This is a genomic window from Pseudokineococcus sp. 5B2Z-1, assembly GCF_037482305.1.
GTDB lineage: Bacteria > Actinomycetota > Actinomycetes > Actinomycetales > Quadrisphaeraceae > Pseudokineococcus.
In genome coordinates this window covers 377,697-395,682 of the sequence record NZ_JBBHZG010000003.1, presented here as the reverse complement: position 1 = coordinate 395,682, position 17,986 = coordinate 377,697, and the positions used below count along the sequence as shown (strand labels likewise).

16 protein-coding genes are annotated in these 17,986 nt (G+C 77.7%); 6 read left to right on the top strand and 10 right to left on the bottom strand.

What is annotated here, in order from left to right; all coding sequences use genetic code 11:
- Nucleotides 1–697 (bottom strand): Type 1 glutamine amidotransferase-like domain-containing protein (locus WDV85_RS10335; RefSeq protein WP_339570526.1); only part of this gene is annotated, 697 nt, incomplete at its 3' end.
- Nucleotides 698–815: 118 nt separating this feature from the next.
- Between WDV85_RS10335 and WDV85_RS10330 the strand changes: the two genes are divergently transcribed.
- Nucleotides 816–2,783, top strand: coding sequence for a serine/threonine-protein kinase (locus tag WDV85_RS10330; protein ID WP_339570525.1), 1,968 nt, complete (start codon nt 816–818; stop codon nt 2,781–2,783).
- A gap of 3 nt (nt 2,784–2,786) precedes the next feature.
- Here the strand turns inward: WDV85_RS10330 and WDV85_RS10325 are convergent, their stop codons facing one another.
- The 5 genes from WDV85_RS10325 to lpdA all read right to left on the bottom strand — a co-directional run bounded on the left by WDV85_RS10325 (nt 2,787) and on the right by lpdA (nt 8,937).
- The gene (locus WDV85_RS10325) at nt 2,787–3,305 is read right to left on the bottom strand and encodes a hypothetical protein (RefSeq protein ID WP_339570524.1); all 519 of its coding nucleotides are present in this window, start codon (nt 3,303–3,305) and stop codon (nt 2,787–2,789) included.
- A gap of 116 nt (nt 3,306–3,421) precedes the next feature.
- Nucleotides 3,422–4,177, bottom strand: coding sequence for a hypothetical protein (locus WDV85_RS10320; protein ID WP_339570523.1), 756 nt, complete (start codon nt 4,175–4,177; stop codon nt 3,422–3,424).
- Between the two features lie 242 nt (nt 4,178–4,419).
- Entirely contained in the window at nt 4,420–5,313 is an 894-nt protein-coding gene (locus tag WDV85_RS10315) for a TIGR01777 family oxidoreductase (protein WP_339570522.1), read from the bottom strand.
- Between the two features lie 153 nt (nt 5,314–5,466).
- Nucleotides 5,467–7,455, bottom strand: a complete 1,989-nt coding sequence (sucB, locus tag WDV85_RS10310; RefSeq protein ID WP_339570521.1) for a 2-oxoglutarate dehydrogenase, E2 component, dihydrolipoamide succinyltransferase — start codon at nt 7,453–7,455, stop codon at nt 5,467–5,469.
- A gap of 78 nt (nt 7,456–7,533) precedes the next feature.
- On the bottom strand, nt 7,534–8,937 hold the full coding sequence (gene lpdA / locus WDV85_RS10305) for a dihydrolipoyl dehydrogenase (protein ID WP_298803846.1): 1,404 nt from the start codon (nt 8,935–8,937) through the stop codon (nt 7,534–7,536).
- Nucleotides 8,938–9,179: 242 nt separating this feature from the next.
- On the opposite strand from lpdA, the gene WDV85_RS10300 reads away from it, so the two are divergent.
- The 4 genes from WDV85_RS10300 (at nt 9,180) to WDV85_RS10285 (ending at nt 12,025) form a co-directional block, all read left to right on the top strand.
- The gene (locus WDV85_RS10300) at nt 9,180–9,701 is read left to right on the top strand and encodes a hypothetical protein (protein ID WP_339570520.1); all 522 of its coding nucleotides are present in this window, start codon (nt 9,180–9,182) and stop codon (nt 9,699–9,701) included.
- Between the two features lie 17 nt (nt 9,702–9,718).
- The gene (locus WDV85_RS10295) at nt 9,719–10,939 is read left to right on the top strand and encodes an HNH endonuclease signature motif containing protein (protein WP_339570519.1); all 1,221 of its coding nucleotides are present in this window, start codon (nt 9,719–9,721) and stop codon (nt 10,937–10,939) included.
- 284 nt (nt 10,940–11,223) lie between these two features.
- Nucleotides 11,224–11,589, top strand: coding sequence for a hypothetical protein (locus WDV85_RS10290; protein ID WP_339570518.1), 366 nt, complete (start codon nt 11,224–11,226; stop codon nt 11,587–11,589).
- 79 nt (nt 11,590–11,668) lie between these two features.
- Nucleotides 11,669–12,025, top strand: a complete 357-nt coding sequence (locus WDV85_RS10285; protein WP_445263292.1) for a GntR family transcriptional regulator — start codon at nt 11,669–11,671, stop codon at nt 12,023–12,025.
- Nucleotides 12,026–12,333: 308 nt separating this feature from the next.
- Here WDV85_RS10285 and WDV85_RS10280 read toward each other — a convergent pair whose 3' ends face one another.
- Nucleotides 12,334–13,842 (bottom strand): leucyl aminopeptidase, encoded by a 1,509-nt coding sequence (locus WDV85_RS10280; protein WP_339570516.1) that lies wholly within the window; start codon nt 13,840–13,842, stop codon nt 12,334–12,336.
- A 195-nt stretch (nt 13,843–14,037) separates the two neighbouring features.
- On the opposite strand from WDV85_RS10280, the gene gcvT reads away from it, so the two are divergent.
- The gene (gene gcvT / locus WDV85_RS10275; protein WP_445263291.1) at nt 14,038–15,168 is read left to right on the top strand and encodes a glycine cleavage system aminomethyltransferase GcvT; all 1,131 of its coding nucleotides are present in this window, start codon (nt 14,038–14,040) and stop codon (nt 15,166–15,168) included.
- A 47-nt stretch (nt 15,169–15,215) separates the two neighbouring features.
- On the opposite strand, the gene WDV85_RS10270 is transcribed toward gcvT, so the two are convergent.
- The 3 genes from WDV85_RS10270 to WDV85_RS10260 all read right to left on the bottom strand — a co-directional run bounded on the left by WDV85_RS10270 (nt 15,216) and on the right by WDV85_RS10260 (nt 17,883).
- Nucleotides 15,216–15,983, bottom strand: a complete 768-nt coding sequence (locus WDV85_RS10270) for a VIT1/CCC1 transporter family protein (RefSeq protein ID WP_445263290.1) — start codon at nt 15,981–15,983, stop codon at nt 15,216–15,218.
- A gap of 116 nt (nt 15,984–16,099) precedes the next feature.
- Nucleotides 16,100–16,945: an SCO2322 family protein gene (locus WDV85_RS10265; RefSeq protein WP_339570513.1), complete on the bottom strand. Its 846-nt coding sequence runs from the start codon at nt 16,943–16,945 to the stop codon at nt 16,100–16,102.
- Between the two features lie 11 nt (nt 16,946–16,956).
- On the bottom strand, nt 16,957–17,883 hold the full coding sequence (locus WDV85_RS10260; protein WP_339570512.1) for a YihY/virulence factor BrkB family protein: 927 nt from the start codon (nt 17,881–17,883) through the stop codon (nt 16,957–16,959).
- Nucleotides 17,884–17,986: the final 103 nt, after the last annotated feature.

Here is a 17,986-nt window from a genome sequence, read left to right as displayed (position 1 = left end):
TCCCCCCCCCGCTCGTGTCGCGCTCGACGCGGTAGCCGGCCGCGGCCCGGCGGTCGGTGACGACCTCGACCAGCTCGGTGCCCCGGTAGACGAGGCCGGCGCCGTCGTCCGTGCAGTACGTCAGGGGCAGGTCGCCGGCGGCGACCGCGCGGTGGACGAGCGGGCGCCGCTGCTCCTCGGAGTCGTAGTGGACGCCGTTGCCGTAGGGCAGCAGCCCGAGGCCGTCGGTCACGAGCCGCAGGTCGGGCCCGAAGGAGTCGGTGGGGCCGCCGACGTGCCAGCACAGCGACCCCGCGCTCACGCCGGAGAGCACGACGCCCGCCCGCCAGGCCTCCGCCATGACCGGGCCGAGGTCGTGGAGGCGCCACAGCGCCAGCAGGCCCGCGACGCTCCCGCCGCCGACCCAGACGACGTCGGCGCCCAGCAGCAGGCCGCGCACGTCGTCGTGGGAGGGCATGGGCATCAGCGCGAGGTGCTCGAGGTGCATCCCCGCCACGCGGGCGGCCTCCGAGAGCTCGGCGGCGAACCAGCGCTGGTCGCCCCCCGCGGTGCCGACGTGGACGACGCGCGGGGGCCGCCCGGTCGTGCCCGACAGGTCGACGGCGTGGTGGACGAGCCCGGAGAGCTCGAGGCGGGTGCGTCGTCCGGGGCGCAGGCCCCCGGAGGTCGCGAGGACGGTGGGGGCGTCGGCGGGCACACGCCCATCCTGCCCCGGGGGCGCGCCCCCGCTGCGCTCCGCCGCCGGCGCGGCTCCCCGCGGGCGCCGCCTGTGGACGACGCCTGCGGGCCCGGGCGCGAGGCGCTGCACTGACGGCGTGGTGGGACGGCACGCGGCGCGCGGTGGGCGGGAGCCCGAGGGGTCGGACGACGGCGGGCAGGACCCGGTGTCACGGGAGGCGCTCGGGCCCGAGGGCGGCGCGGGGGAGGACGACGACCTCGGCGGGGGCTCCGGCCCGCCGTGGTGGGAGCGGCTCGAGGACCGGGGAGCCGAGGCGGCGCCCTGGCCGCTGCGCGTCGTGCCGGCCGAGGATCCGCTCCCGGGCCTCGACCTCCCCGTCGACTCCGGCGACGGCCCGGCGGACGGGCCCGCCGTCGCTCCCGTCGTCCCCGGGTGGACGGTGCAGCGGCTGCTGGGGCGGGGCGGCTCCGGGGAGGTGTGGCGCGCCGTCGAGGAGGCCACCGGCGAGGCCGCCGCGCTCAAGGTGCTGCGCACGTCGGTGCCGGTGGACGAGGCCGCTCGAGCGCGCCTGCGGGACGAGGCGGCGCTGGCGGCCGCGCTCGGCGGGCCCCACCTCGTGCGGCTGCGGGGGGTCACCGAGACGGCGGCCACCGTCGCGTCGCCTCCGCGGCCCGTCCTGGTCCTCGAGCACGCCCTCGGCGGCAGCCTCGGCGCGCTCGTCGCCGCTCGCGGCGCCCTCGACGCGGGCGAGGTCGTCACCCTCCTCGTCCCGCTGGCCGGGGCGCTGGCGGACCTGCACGCCTCCGGCGTGGTCCACGGCGACGTCTCGCCGGGCAACGTCCTCTTCGCCGAGGACGGTCGGCCGCTGCTGGCCGACCTCGGCACCGCCGGGCTCGTGGCGGCCGCACCGGCCGCGGGCGGAGGGCCGCCGCTCGTCGAGCTGACGCCGGGCTACGCGGACCCGCAGCGCCTGGCGGGCGCCCCCGCGACGCCGGCCGGGGACGTCCACGCGCTCGCCGCCTGCGCCTGGCACGCGCTCGCGGCCCTGGCGCCGGGGCCGGTGTCGCAGCGCCCGCCGCTCGTCGTGCTGCGCCCGGACCTGCCGCGGCCGCTCGTGGACCTGCTGGAGGACTGCCTGGAGGCGGACCCGGAGCGGCGGCCCGACGCGCGGGCCCTCGCGTCCCGCGCCTGGGGATGCGCGGCGGCCGAGCCCGTCCGTCTCGTGCCGACCGACCCCGGTGCGCCGCCCGACGAGGTGGTGACGCACCGCGTCCGGGCTGCGGCGCGCCGCAGCGCGACGTCGCCCGACGCGGCGCCGTCGGACGGGACGAGCCGGCGGCGCCGTCGACGGTCGCGGCGAGGGGCCCCCGGGGCGCGTCGGCGCCCCTCGGCGCCGACGGCCGTCCTGGCGGCGGCGGGCGCGGCCGCGGTCGTCGCGCTCGTGGCGCTCGTGGCGCCGCTCGTCCTCCCGGACGACGGCGCGTCGGCCGCGGGAGCGCCGGGTGCGCCCTCGTCCGCGGCGGGGCCGGCGGAGACGCCGGAGGGTCGAGCCGCGGCCCCGGCGGCGACCTCGGCGGGCGGCGCCACCGCGGAGCCGCCGGCCGGTCCGGTGGGGGGACCGGTGGCGGATCCGACGGCCGCGTCGGGTGCGGGCGACGCCGTGGCGGAGCCGGGAGGGGAGGACGTCGTGGCGGACCCGGCGACGGACGACCCCGTGGCGGCCGTGACCGCGCTCGCGGCGCTGCGCGACCGCGGCTTCGCGACGAGGGACGCCGCCCCGCTCGAGCGGGCGTCGGCGGCCGGCTCCCCCGCGCTGGCGGCGGACATGGCCGAGCTGGAGGCGCTGACGCGCCGCGGCGCACGGCTCGCAGGGCTGGAGACCGTGGTGCTCCGCGCGGAGCGGGCGCCCGTGCCGGACGGGGCCGGGGCGAACCCGGACGACGTCCTCGTCGACGTCGTGACGCGCAGCTCGGCGCACCGGCTCGTCGCGGACGACGGCGGCGTGCTCGCGGTGGTGGCGCAGGGGCTGGACGTCCCCGCGCGGCTCCGGCTGGTCCGGCAGGAGGAGGGCTGGGAGGTGCAGGAGGTGCTGGCGCCGTCCTGAGCCTCAGGCCGACGGTCCGGCGACGACGAGCTCGGCGACGACGGTCGCGTCCGTGGTCGAGACCAGCCGGTAGGTGCCGGGCGCGTCAGGCGCCTGGAGGGTGATGAGCCGCTGGAGCGGGACGTCGACCTCGAGGGCGCCGTCGGCGGTCGTGAGGCGCTGGTCCGCCTCGGTGTGGTTCACCAGCGAGTACCAGTCACCGGGCTCCACCGGGCCCTGGACGCGGGTCGTCCCTCCGGCACCCAGCATCACGGTCACCTCGAGGTCCCCGTGGTCGTGCGGGTCGCGTCCTCCGGCGGCGTCCGCGGCCGGTGCCGCCGCTCCTCCGGGAGCGGGTCCGGCGGCGAGGACGGTGCTGCCGTGGTGGCCGGCGACGACGGCCGGTGCGCCGTCGGGGCCGACGTCGTCGTGGGCGGTGGCGCCCACCGCCAGCCCGACCAGGAGTGCGGCGGCGGTCGAGGCCGTGGTCGCCTGGACGGCGCGCTGCCACCGGCGCACCACGGGTCGTCGTGCGGGGGTCATGCCTGCCTCCGTCGGCCGGACCTGCGGGGCCCGCACGACGGGCGCACGGGGAGAGCGGTCGGCCCCGGCGCCGGCCGTGAGCACGGCCGGCGCCGGGGCCGGGGAGAGCCGCTGGGTCAGCCGCGCTGGCCGGCGCGACGACGCGAGTAGGCGAGGCCCGCGGCACCCGCCGCCGCCACGGCCGCGCCGCCGACGGCGAGTGTGAGGGTCTGCGTGCCCACCGCGCCACCGGCGCCGGTGTCGGCGCCGCCGCCCGGCATCGACATCGAGGCGACGTCGAGCGTGCCGCAGGCGGCCGGGTCGGTGGCCTCCTCGGGCAGCGAGGGGTCGAGGTCGGACATGACGTCGCCGTCGTAGGAGCCCGAGCCGTTGAGGTCGACGCCGTGCAGGACGACGACGCCGTCACCGTTCGCGATCTGCTGGGCCACCTCGGGCGAGACCTGGAGGGTCCGCGAGTAGGTGGGGTTGCCGACCGGGAAGCGGTCGACCGCGAGGCCGCTGTCGGGGGAGGTGTCGCCCTCGGTGGTCAGCGAGACGGCGATGGCGCCGTAGCTGCCGGCGGCGTCGGTGACCTGCAGGGCGCCGTCCGCGCCGGAGCCCTCCATGTCGTTCGACGGGCAGGAGTTCGTGCCGCCGATGTGGATGTGCTGCGCGTGGGGCGCACCCTCGAGCAGGCCCTGGGGCGTGATGTTGATCGTCAGCTCGTCGCCGGTGATGGAACCGGTGACCTCGGCGCTGGCGCCGCTGTCGTTGAGCTGGGTGAGGCTGCCGGTGAGCTCCGTGGTGCCGCTGCTCGCCGCCATCGCGGGGGCCGCGAGGGGGAGCGTCGTGATGGCCAGGGCCGCGGAGAGGGCGAGGGTCTTCTTGATCACGGGGATGTCCTCCGGTCGTCGGGAACGGCGTCGGCGCCGTCGTCGGATCCGGCGGAGCGAGCTCCGCCGCGACCTACGAGACCACGGGAACAGGCCCCTGACCAGCGAGGACGCGTGTTGGACGCCGAAGTCCACCGCTTCGGGTCGTCATCGGCGCGCGGACCAATCCGGAGGGTGCCGCCCTGCGAAGGGAGGGGAGGACGGGGCGTCGAGACGACGCCGGCACGGCGCCGCGACGGCTGTCAGGCGGCGTCGGCGAGCCAGCGGGCGGCGGCGTCCACGTCCTCGTGGGCGAAGCGGAAGCCGCTGCGCTGGAGCACCGTCGGCAGCACGCGCTGGCTGGCGAGGATCTCGTCGGCGAAACCGCCCACGACCGCCCGCAGGGCGAGCCGCGGGACCGGGAGGAGGGTGGGACGGCCGAAGGCGCGTCCCAGGGCTCGCGTCAGCTCCGCGTTGCGCACCGGCGCCGGCCCCGTGAGGTCGACGGGCCCCTCCACGTCGGTCTCCAGGAGGTGGACCAGGGCGGAGACCTCGTCCTCGAGGGTGATCCAGCTCCACCACTGCCGACCGTCGCCGAGGGGGCCGCCCAGGCCGAGGCGCAGCAGCGGCAGCAGCCTGCCGAAGGCGCCGGCGCCCGGGGCCATGACGAGCCCCGTGCGGGCGAAGGCGGTGCGGATCCCGGCGTCCTGCGCGGGGCGCGCTGCCGCCTCCCAGTCCAGGACGACGTCCGCCAGGAAGGTCGAGCCCGGCGCGGAGGACTCCGTGAGGACCTCCTCGCCCCGGTGGCCGTAGACGCCGATCGCGGACCCCTGCACGAGGACCCTCGGACGCGGCTCGAGCCGGGCGAGGGCCTCGGCGAGCGTGCGGGTGGGCTCGGTGCGCGAGGCGAGGACCTCGCGCTGGTAGGCCGGGGTCCAGCGCTGGTCCCCGACGCCCGCCCCCGAGAGGTTGACGGCGGCCTCCACGCCCTCGAGGGCGCTCACGTCGAGACGACGTCGGGCCGGGTCCCAGCGCACCTGGTCGGGACCGGAGGGCTCGCGCCGGACGAGCTGGACCACCTGGTGGCCCCGCTCGGCGAGGCGCTCGCGCAGGGCGGTGCCGATGAGGCCGGAGGCACCGCAGGCGACGACCTTCATGCGCGCGACCTCCGGGGCCGGGAGGGCCCGGGAGGCGGGCCGTCGTGGTGGTGCGGGGGGTGGTGCGGGTCGACCGCCGCCGCGCCCGGGGAGGCGCGGCGGCGGTCGACCCCGGCGCGGCGGCGCCGACGCCGTGCTCTCGCGGGGACGCCCCTACAGGCCGACCTCGGAGGCGAAGTCGCCCTCCTCGAGCCGCGCCTTGAGCGTGGACAGGAAGCGGGCTGCGTCCGCGCCGTCGACGATGCGGTGGTCGTAGGACAGGGCCAGGTACATCATCGAGCGCACCGCGATGGACTCCCCGCCGTCGCCGTCCGTGACGACGACCGGGCGCTTGACGATCGCACCGGTGCCCAGGATGGCCACCTGCGGCTGGTTGATGATCGGGGTGTCGAAGAGCGCCCCGCGACTGCCGGTGTTCGTGATCGTGAACGTGCCGCCGGCGAGGTCGTCGGGCGTGACCTTGTTCGTCCGCGTGCGCTCGGCCAGGTCGGCGATCCGGCGGTTGAGGCCCGCGAGGTTGAGGTCGCCCGCCTCCTTGATGACCGGCACGAGCAGGCCGCGCTCGGTGTCGACCGCGATGCCGAGGTTCTCCTGCGCGTGGTAGACGACCGAGTCGCCGTCGACGCTGGCGTTGACCTGCGGGTAGGCCTTGAGGGCCTCGCAGACGGCGAGCGCGAAGAACGGCATGAAGGACAGCCGCCCGCCCTCGCGCTGCTCGAAGGAGGACTTGGCGCGGGCCCGCAGCCGGGCGATCCGCGTCACGTCCACCTCGACGACGCTCGTCAGCTGGGCCGAGACCTGCAGCGACTCCACCATGCGCTGGGCGATGACCTTGCGCAGGCGCGACATCTTCTCGGTCGTGCCCCGCTTGGAGGCGACGGCGCGCGCCGCCTCCTCGGTGCGGCCCTTGACGGAAGGGCCGTCGGCGCGGGCGCCGGCGGAGGACTCCGCCGAGCCGGACGGGGCCTGCTGGGCCGGGGCCGCGGCGGCCGCGGTCTGCTCCTGCTCGGCGGGCTGCTGGGCCTTCTCGGCCGCGGCGAGGACGTCCTGCTTGCGCAGGCGGCCACCCACGCCCGTCCCGGTGAGGGTCGAGAGGTCGACGCCGTGCTGCTGCGCGAGCTTGCGCACGAGCGGCGTGACGTAGCCGCTGCCCGTCGACGACGGCGACGTGGTGCTGCCGCCGCTCGCGGGCTCCGAGGCCTGCGGCTGGGCGGTGCCCGTCGGGACCTGCGGCTCGGGCGACGTGTAGGACTGCGTGTCCTGCTCGGGCTCGGACTGCCCGGCGGGCGGTGCCTCCGTGTCGCCGGAGTCGTCCGCGCCCGAGCCGCGCGAGGACGTCTTGCGCTCCGCGTCCTCCTCGGCCTGCTCGCGGGAGGCCGCCTCGTCGCCGAGGTCCTCGGCGTCGTCGGACTCGCCGGGGGCCGGGGCGGGGGCCTCCTGCGCCTCGCCGGCGCCCTGGTCCTGCGCGCCGCCGCCGGAGGAGTCGCCGCCGGAGGGGTCGCCGCCCACGACGACGAGGTCCGCGCCGACCTCGACGGTCTCGTCCTCGCCCACGAGGATCTTGGTGATGGTGCCCGCGACGGGGGAGGGGACCTCGGTGTCGACCTTGTCGGTAGAGACCTCGAGCAGGGGCTCGTCGACCTCGACCGTGTCGCCCTCGCTCTTGAGCCAGCGGGTGACCGTGCCCTCGGTGACGCTCTCGCCGAGCGCCGGCATCGCGACCGTCGTCCCGGAGCCGCTGCCGCCGCCCTGCTGGGGCGAGGCCGCCTGCGGCCCCGCGGAGGAGGGCTCCTCCTGCTGCTGGGGCTGCTCGTCCTGCGCCTGCTGGTCCTGCGTGGGGGCGGGCTGCTCGTCCTGGGCGGCGTCCTGCGAGCCCTGGTCCGCGTCCTCGCCGCCCCCGGCCTCGCCGTCGCCGATGACGGCCAGGTCGGCGCCGACCTCGACCGTCTCGTCCTCCTCGACGAGGATCTGCTGCAGCGTCCCGGCGAAGGGCGAGGGGACCTCGGTGTCGACCTTGTCGGTCGACACCTCGAGCAGGGGCTCGTCGACCTCGACGGCGTCGCCGACCTGCTTGAGCCAGCGCGTGACGGTGCCCTCCGTGACGCTCTCGCCGAGGGCGGGCATCTGCACGGACTGGGACATGGGGTCTCCTGTTCCTCTGGGGTCGGACGGCTCGGTGCGGGTGCTGGCGTCCCGCGCGTCGAGCGGGGCGCCCGGCCCTCAGCTGTGGCTGTGCAGCGGCTTCCCGGCGAGGGCCAGGTGGGCCTCGCCGAGGGACTCGTTCTGGGTCGGGTGCGCGTGCACCAGCGCGGCGACCTCCTCGGGGAAGGCCTCCCAGTTGACGATGAGCTGGGCCTCGCCGACCTGCTCGCCCATGCGGTCGCCGACGGCGACGAAGCCGACGACGGGGCCGTCCTTCTGCCGGACGAGCTTGACGAAGCCCTGGGTGCCGAGGATCTGGCTCTTCCCGTTGCCGCCGAGGTTGTACTCGAGCACCTCGACGCCGTCCTCGCCGTGGAGCTCGCGCGCCTGGCGCTCGGTGAGGCCGACGGAGGCGATCTCCGGCGTCGAGTAGGTGACCCGCGGGATCATCGCGTCGACGACCGGTGCCGGCTGCTGACCGGCGATCTCCTCGGCGACGAAGATGCCCTGCGCGAAGCCTCGGTGCGCGAGCTGCAGGCCCGGGACGATGTCGCCGACGGCGTAGACGTGGCCGCCCGCGCCCGTCTCGACGCCGGTGCGGAGCCGCTCGTCGGTGATGACGAAGCCGCGGTCGAGGGTGACGCCTGCGTCCTCGTAGCCGAGGCCCTGCGTCGAGGGCCCGCGGCCCACGGCGACGAGCATGAGGTCGGCGTCGAAGGTCTTGCCGTCCTCGAGCTCGACGTGGACGCCGCTGTCGTCCTGCGTGACGCCCTTGAACCGCACGCCGGTGGAGAAGCCGATCTTGCGCTTGCGGAAGGCGCGCTCGAGGGCCTTGGAGGCCGCCTCGTCCTCCGCCGCGACGAGGCGGGGGAGCGCCTCGACGATCGTCACGTCGACGCCGAAGGACTTCCACACGCTGGCGAACTCGCAGCCGATGACGCCGCCGCCGAGGACGATGGCCCGCTCGGGCACGTGGTCGAGCCGGATGGCCTGCTCGCTCGTGATGACGCGGCCGCCGATCTCCAGGCCGGGGAGGCTCTTGGAGTAGGACCCGGTGGCGAGGACGACGTTCTTGCCGCGGTAGCGGGTGCCGTCGACCTCGACGGCGTCGCTGGCGACGAGGCGGCCCTCGCCCTCGACCATCGTCACCTTGTGCGCCTTCACGAGACCCTGGAGGCCCTTGTAGAGGCGGCTGACGATGCCGTCCTTGTACTTGTTGACCCCGGCCATGTCGATGCCCTGGAGCTCGGCCTTGACGCCGAAGCCCTCGGCGTGGCGGGCGGAGTCGGCCACCTCGGCAGCGTGGAGGAGGGCCTTCGTCGGGATGCAGCCGCGGTGCAGGCAGGTGCCGCCCAGCTCGGCCTTCTCGACGAGGCAGACCGACAGGCCCAGCTCGGCGGCCCGGAAGGCCGCGGAGTACCCGCCGCTGCCACCCCCGAGCACGACGACGTCGTAGACGGTGTCTGCGGGGGACTCGGGCACGCGGGGCTCCTGGGGTGTCGCTGGGTCGCGGGACGTCTGTCCGCCCCCGCCCGCGGAGGTCGTCCGCGGCGCCGGGGCGCCGCCCATCCTGGCACTACCCCGGGCGAGCGCGGCAACCGGACGCGGCCGGGGCCCTCGGGGCGGCGGCGGGACCGTGGCGACCGCCGTGCGGGCCGATCGCCCCTCGGTGTGTCGAACACGTGTTCGATCCGTTGTCGGTGGTCGCCCCTACGGTCGTGGGTGTGGAGGACGAGGCGGTGGCGGGGTCGGGTGCGGGGGTGCCCGACTCCGTGCCGGACGCGGCGGCGGCCTCGGCCTGCGGTGCCGGCGCGGCGCCCGCGATCGCGGCGGCGCGGTCGGCCCCGGAGGTGGGGCGGGCGGCGGTGGCGGGTCTGGGGCTGTGGTCGGTGGCCACGGGTGACCTGCGGCGGGTCGTGCGTGAGCTGGAGGGTCTGGTGCGGGTGGCGCAGGCGGCGCAGGTGGTGGTGCTGGGGGAGGTCGCCTCCCGGGGTGAGGCCCTCGTGCCGGGCGGTCTGACGCCGGGGGAGCGGGCGGTGCTGGCGCGGTCGCGGGCGGGGGACGGTCGGGGTGAGCTCGCGGGGGTGCTGGGGGTGCATCCGGCGACGGCGGCGCGCCGGCAGGCGACGGTCGCGTTCGTGACCGGCGCGGGCCTGCCGCGCAGCGGGTCGCCCGCACGGGCGGGCGGGGGGCGGGGCTGGGTGAGGGCGCTGCGACCGGGGCGGCGTTGGCTGCGGGGCTCGTGAGCGTGGAGGCGGCGGACGTGGTCGCGGGTGCGGTGCTGGACCTGCCTGAGCACTACGGGCCGGTGGGTCGGGCGGCGGTGGAGCGGGTGCTGCTGGAGCACGCCCCGGAGGTGTCGTTGACGGTGTTGCGCCATCACGCGGCGGGGTTGCTGGCCCGCGCGGAGCTGTCCGAGGCGGGCGAGGACGCCCTGGCCGACGGCCAGGCGGCGTTGGAGGGGAGCGACCTGCTGGGGCGGCGGGAGGAGCGGGCGCACCGGCGGCGGGAGCTGTACTGCTCGCCGGATCTGACCGGGACCTGGCACGTGCGCGGGCGCCTGGCCCCGGAGGCCGGCGCGACCCTGATGACCGCGATCGAAGCGCTGGCCGCGCCGGAGCCGTCCGGGGAGGGCGGCCCGGACCTGCGCTCGGCCGCGCAGCGGCGCGCCGACGCCCTCGTCGCCCTGGCCGGCAAGGCCCTGTCGGCTCCACCCGCCTCCGAGGCCGGCCTGCCCAGCGAGGGTGGGGCCCGGGCGCGGGTGGTCGTGACGATGGACCTCGCCACCCTCACCGGGGCCGTGCGGGGCGCTGGTCTACTGCCCGACGACGCCCCGCTGTCGGCGGGTGCGGTGCGCCGGTTGGCGTGCGACGCCGAGGTCGTCCCCGCGGTCCTGGGCTCGCGGTCGGAGCCGCTGGACGTCGGCCGGGCCGCGTACACCGTCACGCCCGCGCAGCGCCGCGCGCTGGCGATCCGGGACCGGGGGTGCATCGGCCCGGACTGCGACGCCCCCGTGAGCAGGACCCAGGCGCCCCACGTCGTGCACTGGGCCGACGGCGGCCCCACCGCCCTGTCGAACCTGGCGCTGGTGTGCGGGCACGACCACCGCCGGGTCCACACCGGCGCCCTGGTCGCCCACGTCGTCGACGGCCGCCCCGTCATCACCCGCGCCGGCGACCCACCACCGGCCACCGCGCCACCACCGTGGCGGGCACGCCTGGAAGACCTCGCCCACGAGCTCCACGACACCGATGGCCCCGACGACCCCGGCCGGCCCGTCGAGCCCGGCCCTGTCGTCGAGCCCGGCCCTGTCGTCGAGCCCGGCCCTGTCGTCGAGCCCGGCTCCGCCGTCGAGCCCGGTCGTGCTCGTGGACCCCGTCGCTGCGTCGAGCCCGGGGGTGCCGGTCCTGGCCGCCGACCCGGCCGTGATGGCGGCCTCGTGGACGACGGGTCATCGAGCGGTGACGACGGCGACGACCCCTGATCCCCGCGTGCGTGGTGCCTGACTCGGCGGGGCGGGTCTGCGCCTCGGAGCCCGGTTGTCCATGGAGCCCGGTTGTCCATGGAGCCCGGTGTCCCCGGAGCCCGCTCCCGGCGACTGGTTCCTCGGGCCGGCGTCCCGTGACGGACGGTCTTGCGCGCGCGGCGATCGGCACGGCGTCGCCGTCCGTGGTCGGGAGGGCGACCCGCACCGGGCGCCCAGGTGGCACGGCTACCGTGGTGAGCTCGGCGGGGGCCTGCCTCGCACGGCGCACGGAGGAGGACGGCATGGCGTGGTGGTCGCGGCTCCTCGGCCGGGGCGGTGCGGCGACGCCGGGGTCGGCGGCGAGCGCGTCGTCACCGCGCGCGGAGCGCGGCGAGTCCTCGGCGCACATGGCCGAGTTCGCGCGCACCCGCGTGGGCGTCGAGGCCTACCTCGAGCCGGCGACCAACGACACGGGGCTGACGCTGCTGCTCATCGCCACCGACGGCGAGTGGACGCGGCGTCGGGTGCCCGACGCGAGGACGGCCCGGCAGTTCGCCCAGGACCTGGCCATGCCCTTCTACGACGTCAACTTCACCGGCTACCCGCAGCGCATGCGCGACTACAACGCGCGCCAGCGGGCGGAGGAGAAGGCCCGGCGCCGACGGTGATGGAGCTCCTGCCCGCGACGTCCGACTGCGCGAGCGGTGGGCGACCAGTCGTGGGTCCCGCTCACCGGGTGCGACCGTGATCGCCTTCCGCGTCGACGAGGGCTCGGGCGTGCCGCCCTACGAGCAGCTGCGGGCTCAGGTCGTGGAGGCCGTCGGCGCGGGCGACCTCGCGCCGGGGGAGAGGCTGCCCGCCGTGCGGCGTCTGGCCGAGGACCTGGGCGTCGCGCCGGGCACCGTCGCTCGGGCGTACAAGGAGCTGGAGGCCGACGACGTCGTCGAGACCCGGGGACGGGGCGGGACCGTCGTCGCCGCGGGGACGGACACCGAGGCGCAGGCCGTCGCGGCCGCGACCGAGTACGCCGAGCGGGTCCGGCGCCTCGGGCTCGACGGCGACCGCGCGCTGGCGCTCGTCCGCGCCGCCCTCGGTCCCCGCTGAAGCACCGCCTCACGCCGCCGCGGTCCTCTCGACCTGACGGGTCCTCGGACCGACGGGTCCTGCATCTGACGGGCCTCGGGCGCCGCGGGCCACCGGGCACGGGCCCATCAGGTACTGGCCCTCACGCACGGGTCCCCTGACGCGGCGGACGCGGTCGCACGGCGTCAGCGCCGCGAGTCGAGCCCCACGAGCACCCGGGCGCGGGGAGCACGACGGGCCGCAGGTCCGTCCTCAGCGGTGGTCCTGCGGCCCGTCGTCCGCGCGGTGGGCGCACCCGGCGCCACGCGGTGGCGGCGCCGGGACGGGAGTCAGCGCTTGCCGGCGTCCTCGAGCACCTGCACGAGCGTGCGCACGGCCACGCCGGTGCCGCCCTTGCCGGTGTAGCCCCACGGCTTGCCCTCGTTGAAGGCGGGCCCGGCGATGTCGAGGTGCGCCCACGGGATGCGGGGGCTGCCCTCGCCGCCCGTGCGGCCCACGAACTCCCGCAGGAAGAGGCCGGCGACGAGCATGCCGCCGTAGCGCTCGCCCATGTTGGCGATGTCGGCCACCGGCGAGTCCAGGCTCGCGCGCAGCTCCTCCGGCAGCGGCATGGGCCAGAACTGCTCGCCCGAGCGCTCGGCGGCGGCGACGACGCGCTGGCCCACCTGCGGGTCGTCGGCCATGACGGCGGAGACCCGGCTGCCGAGGGCCACCATCTGGGCGCCGGTGAGGGTGGCGACGTCGAGGATGAGGTCGGGCTGCTGCTCGCTCGCGGAGACGAGGCCGTCGGCCAGCACGAGGCGGCCCTCGGCGTCGGTGTTGAGCACCTCGACGGTGCGGCCGCCGTACGTCGTGATGACGTCGGAGGGACGCATGGCGCCCCCGCCGGGCATGTTCTCGGCGAGGCAGAGCCAGGCGGTGACCTCGACGGGGAGCTTGAGGCGCGCGGCGGCGACGACGGCCTGCAGCACGGCGGCGGCGCCGCCCATGTCGCACTTCATCGTCTCCATCGACGCGGCGGGCTTGATGGACAGGCCGCCCGAGTCGAAGGTGATGCCCTTGCCGACGAGCGCGACCTTCGCGGCGGCGCCCCGCGGCGACCAGGTGACGCTGACGAGCCGCGGCCCGCGCGTCGAGCCCTTGCCGACGCCCGTGAGGCCGCCGTAGCCGCCCTTGGCCAGGGCGACGTCGTCGAGCACCTTGACCTTGAGGCCGTGCTCCTTGCCGGCGGCGACGGCCACGTCCGCGAAGGACTCGGGGTAGAGGTCGACCGGCGGGGCGTTGACGAGGTCGCGGGCGGCGGCCACGGCGTCGGCGAGCACGCGCGCGCGCTCGACGCCGGCCTTGAGCTCCTTGTCGCGCGGCGACGTCGTCAGCAGCGCGACCTCGGCGACGGGGGCCTTCTGCGCGGCCGCGGTGCGCTCCTTGTACGGCGCGTAGGCGTAGGCGCCGAGGAGGGCGCCCTCGACGGCCGCGACGGCGTCCTCGACGTCGCCCGCGGGCAGCCCGAGCGCGAGCACCTGCAGGCCCGCGCACGCGCGGGCGGCGGCGCCGGCGGCGCGGCGCAGCGCCTCGCGGCCCGGGCGGTCGCCCGTGGTGCGGCCGACGCCGGCGAGGACCAGCACGCCGGCGGTGGCGCCCCCGGCCGAGGGCACCTTGACGACCTCGTCCGCCGCGCCCGTGACGCCGAGGGAGCCCAGGGCCCCGGGGAGCCACCGCAGGGCGCGCGGCAGGTCGGCGAGGAGGCGGGGGCCGTCGTCGGTGGCGGCGACGGCGAGGACGACGGCGTCGGCCGGCGCCGACGCCACGTCCTTGTTCACGAGGTTCACGGAAGTCATCTGGGCAGGCTACCCACGCGTCCCGGACCCGCGACCGGCGCGGACCACGGGCGGCGGGGACCGCCGCCACCGGTCCCCCTGGCTAGGGTCGCCCGGGTGACCACGGGAGCAGGGCCCACGCACGACGACCCCCGCGACGCCGGCCGGGCGGGGACGCCGCAGGCGGCCGCCGCCGCGGAGGCCGAGGCCCCGGCGGTGCGCGAGGAGGCCGCCGACGACCTCGCCCCGGGCGGGGCCCTGCGGGGCCCGCTGCACGACCGCCACGTCGCCGCGGGGGCGAAGATGGCCGACTTCGGCGGCTGGTCCATGCCCCTGGAGCACGCCGGCGGCGGTGTCGTCGCCGAGCACCGGGCCGTCCGCGAGGCCGTGGGTCTCTTCGACGTCAGCCACCTCGGCAAGGTGAGGGTGCGCGGGCGCGGCGCGGCGGCCTTCGTGGACTCCTGCCTCACCAACGACCTGGGGCGCATCGCCCCCGGCCGCGCGCAGTACAGCCTCTGCTGCGACGAGGACGGCGGGGTGGTCGACGACCTCATCGCCTACCTGCGCGGCGACGACGAGGTCTTCACCGTGCCGAACGCGGCCAACGCCGGCGAGGTGGCGCAGCGCCTTCGGGAGGCCGCCCCGGAGGGCGTCGAGGTCCTCGACGAGCACCGCGACCACGCCGTCCTCGCCGTCCAGGGCCCGGAGGCCGACGGCGTCCTGCACGCCCTGGGCCTGCCCGTGGGCGCCGACTACATGGGCTGGGTCGACGCCTCGTGGCGCGGCCGGCCCGTCGTCGTCTGCCGGACCGGCTACACGGGGGAGCGCGGCTACGAGCTGCTGCCGCGGTGGGAGGACGCGGGCGAGCTGTGGGACGCCGCCCTCGAGCAGGTCCGCGCCCGCGACGGGCGGGCCTGCGGCCTCGGCGCCCGCGACACGCTGCGCACCGAGATGGGGTACGCGCTCCACGGCCACGAGCTGACGCGCGACATCACGCCCGTGCAGGCGCGCGTCGGCTGGGCGGTCGGGTGGGGCAAGCCCGCCTTCTGGGGGCGCGAGGCCCTCCTCGCCGAGCGGGAGGCCGGCCCCGCCCGCCGCTCGTGGGGGCTCCTCGCGCAGGGCCGCGGCGTGCTCCGCGCCGGGCTCGCGGTCGAGGACCCGGACGGCCGCCGCGTCGGCACCACGACGTCGGGCACCTTCTCCCCGACCCTGGGGGCGGGCGTCGCCCTGGCGCTGCTCGACGCCGCCGTCGAGCGGGACGACCTCGTGGCCGTGGACGTGCGGGGCCGCGCCCTCGCCTGCCGCGTCGTGCGCCCGCCCTTCGTGCCCGACCGCACCCGCGCCTGACGAGGCCGCCCCAGCCCCCGCACGCCCGGCCCCGGTGGGGCCCCGGGTCAGAGCCCCGCGGCCCCGCCGACGAGGCTGCCGACGGCGAAGGTCGCCGCCATCGCGAGGGCGCCGCCCACGAGCAGGCGCACGACGGCGGGCCGCACCGGCGAGGCGCCCAGGCGGGCGCTGACGGCGCCGGTGAGGGCCAGCGCCGCGAGGACGGCGAGGACGGTGACCGGCACCCGCAGCTCGGGCGGGGGCAGCAGCACGGCGAGGAGCGGCAGCAGGGCGCCGGTCGTGAACGCGACGGCGGAGGCGCCGGCCGCCTGCCACGGCCGGCTGAGCTCCTCCTCGTCGAGGCCCAGCTCGACGTCCACGTGGGCCGCGACGGCGTCGTGCGCCGTCAGCTCCTCGGCGACCTGCCGCGCCGTCGCCGCCGTCAGGCCCTTCGCCTCGTACAGCGACGCCAGCTCCGCCAGCTCCTCCTCGGGCTGGGTGGCCAGCTCGTGCCGCTCCTTCGCGATGAGCGCGGCCTCGCTGTCGCGCTGCGTGCTCACGCTGACGTACTCGCCGAGGGCCATCGACACCGCGCCGGCGACGAGACCGGCGAGTCCGGCGGTGAGCAGCGGGCCGCGGTCGACCGTGGCCCCGGCGACGCCCACGACGAGGCCGGCGGTCGAGACGATGCCGTCGTTCGCGCCCAGGACCCCGGCGCGCAGCCAGCCCAGACGCCCGGGGCCCCGTCCGTGCGGCTCGCCCTCGTGGGTCGCCGGCGCCCGGTCCCCGGCGGGGACGGCCCCCTCGCCCGGCGCCCGCTCGTCGACCTCGTCCACCGCTCGCTCCGCCGCTGCGTCCACGGGGGAGATGCTGCGCCCGGACCGGTCGCCGCGCAGCCGAGGTGAGGCTGCGCTGCCCCGCCGCGCCCGGCGCGGGTGCGCCGGCGGTCCCGTCAGCGAGCGCGGCGCCGCCGTCGCCGCAGCGCTCGAGCCGCACCCGCGGACAGGCCGGCGGAGAGCGCCAGCGCCACCGCGACGGCTCCGGCGAGGCCGGCCGGTCCGGCGAGGAGGGAGTCCGGCGCCGGGGCGTCCGCGGTGGCCCCGTCGGCCCCTCCGGCGGCCTGCGGGGCGGGGGCGCCGAGGGCCACGTCGACCGGTCCGTCGGCCGCGCGCGCCGCGTCGGGCAGCGGGACCGCGGGCTGGCAGACGTCGGCGGGGTAGGAGTCGAGGGCGCACAGCACGCCCGACTCGGCGCGCAGGGCGGCGACGTCGTCGAGGACGACCTCGCCGGAGGAGCCCTCCGGCACCTGGGCGCAGGCGCCGCGCGCGGCGGGGGGCTCCTCCTCCGCCCCCGGCGGCGCGTCGACGGGCCGGCCGTAGTCGACGACGACGCCCACGCGCACCTGCCCCTCGACGGGCGCGACGTCCTGGCAGAGCTCGGCGAAGGTCGGTCGGCCGCGCGGCGGCCGCGGCCGGGCGTCGGCCGGCGCGGTCGCGAAGCGCCAGCCCTCGACGGCGCCGTCCTCGGCGGTCCGGGCGCTGGGGCCCACGGGGGCGAAGGCCCAGGCGCCGTCCTCGACGAGGAAGGAGCCCCAGTAGGCGACGGCCTCCGGTGCCGGTGCCGGTGCCGGTGCCGGTGCCGTGGCCGACGCCGCGGGCGCGACGGCGAGCAGGGCGGCGACGGCGGCGGCTCCTGCGGTGGTGCGTCGTGCCAGTGTCCTCAGCGCTCCTCGTCGGTGGGCTCCTCGTCGGTGGGCTCCTCGTCGACGGGCTCCTCGTCGAGTGAGGCCCTCGGCCACGGTAGGCGCCGTCAGGCCACGTCCTGGCGAGCCCCCCGCTCGACCCCGGCGCGCACCGCCTCGAGCTGGGCCGCGACCGCGAGGCCGAGGTAGATCGCGACGGACGTCAGCTGCCCCCACAGCAGGAGCGCGACGACGACGGCCAGCGGCCCGTACACGGTCGTGAAGCTCGACGACAGCTCGACGTACTCGACGACGCCCGCCGTCAGCGCCGACCAGAGGGCGAGGACGACGAGGCCCCCCAGCGCCAGCCAGGACCAGCCGGGCTGCACCCGGCGGGGCCCGTGGCGGAACATCGCCGTCACCGAGGCCACGAGCAGCAGCGCGCCCACCGGCACGGCCACCGCCTGCACGACGTCGTCGTCGCGCCCGTAGATCTCGTGCACGGCGTCGCCGGCCGGCCCGGAGCCGACGAGCAGGACGAAGCCCGCGAGCGCCGGCAGCCCGGCGACGACGGCCATGACCGCCGCGCGCGCGTACCGGCGCACGAAGGGGCGGTCGCGCTCGACGCCGTAGATGCGGTTGGCGCCGCGCTCGACCTGGGCCATCGCCGTCGTCAGCACGGCGAGGGCGGAGACGAGGCCGATCCACAGCGCCAGCCGCGCGCCGCCCGAGGAGGGCTGCTCGTCCAGCGTCGCGGTCACGAGCTCCTGCGAGACGCCGGGCGTGAGGGCGATGACGACGGCGCGCAGGACCTGCGCCACCTCGCCGCTGACGGACCCGGCCAGCCCGACGAGCGCCACGACGAGCGGCAGGGCGGCGAGGCAGATCTGCAGCCCGAGGGCGCGCGAGTGGGAGAAGCCGTCGGCGTACCGGAAGCGGCGGAAGGACTCCACGGCGAGGGCCGGGCCGCAGCGCCGCAGCGTGTGCCACGCGTCGTCGGCCTCGAGCTCCTCCTCGTGCCGGGACGTCTCGGGCACGTGCGTGGCGCTGCTCACGCGGTGCAGCCTGGCACCTCCGGGCGACCTCTCGTGCCGCCCCCGCCCCGGCCCGTGCGCCCTGTGCCCTCTCGTGGCTCCCGGTCATCCGTGGGCGCTCGGC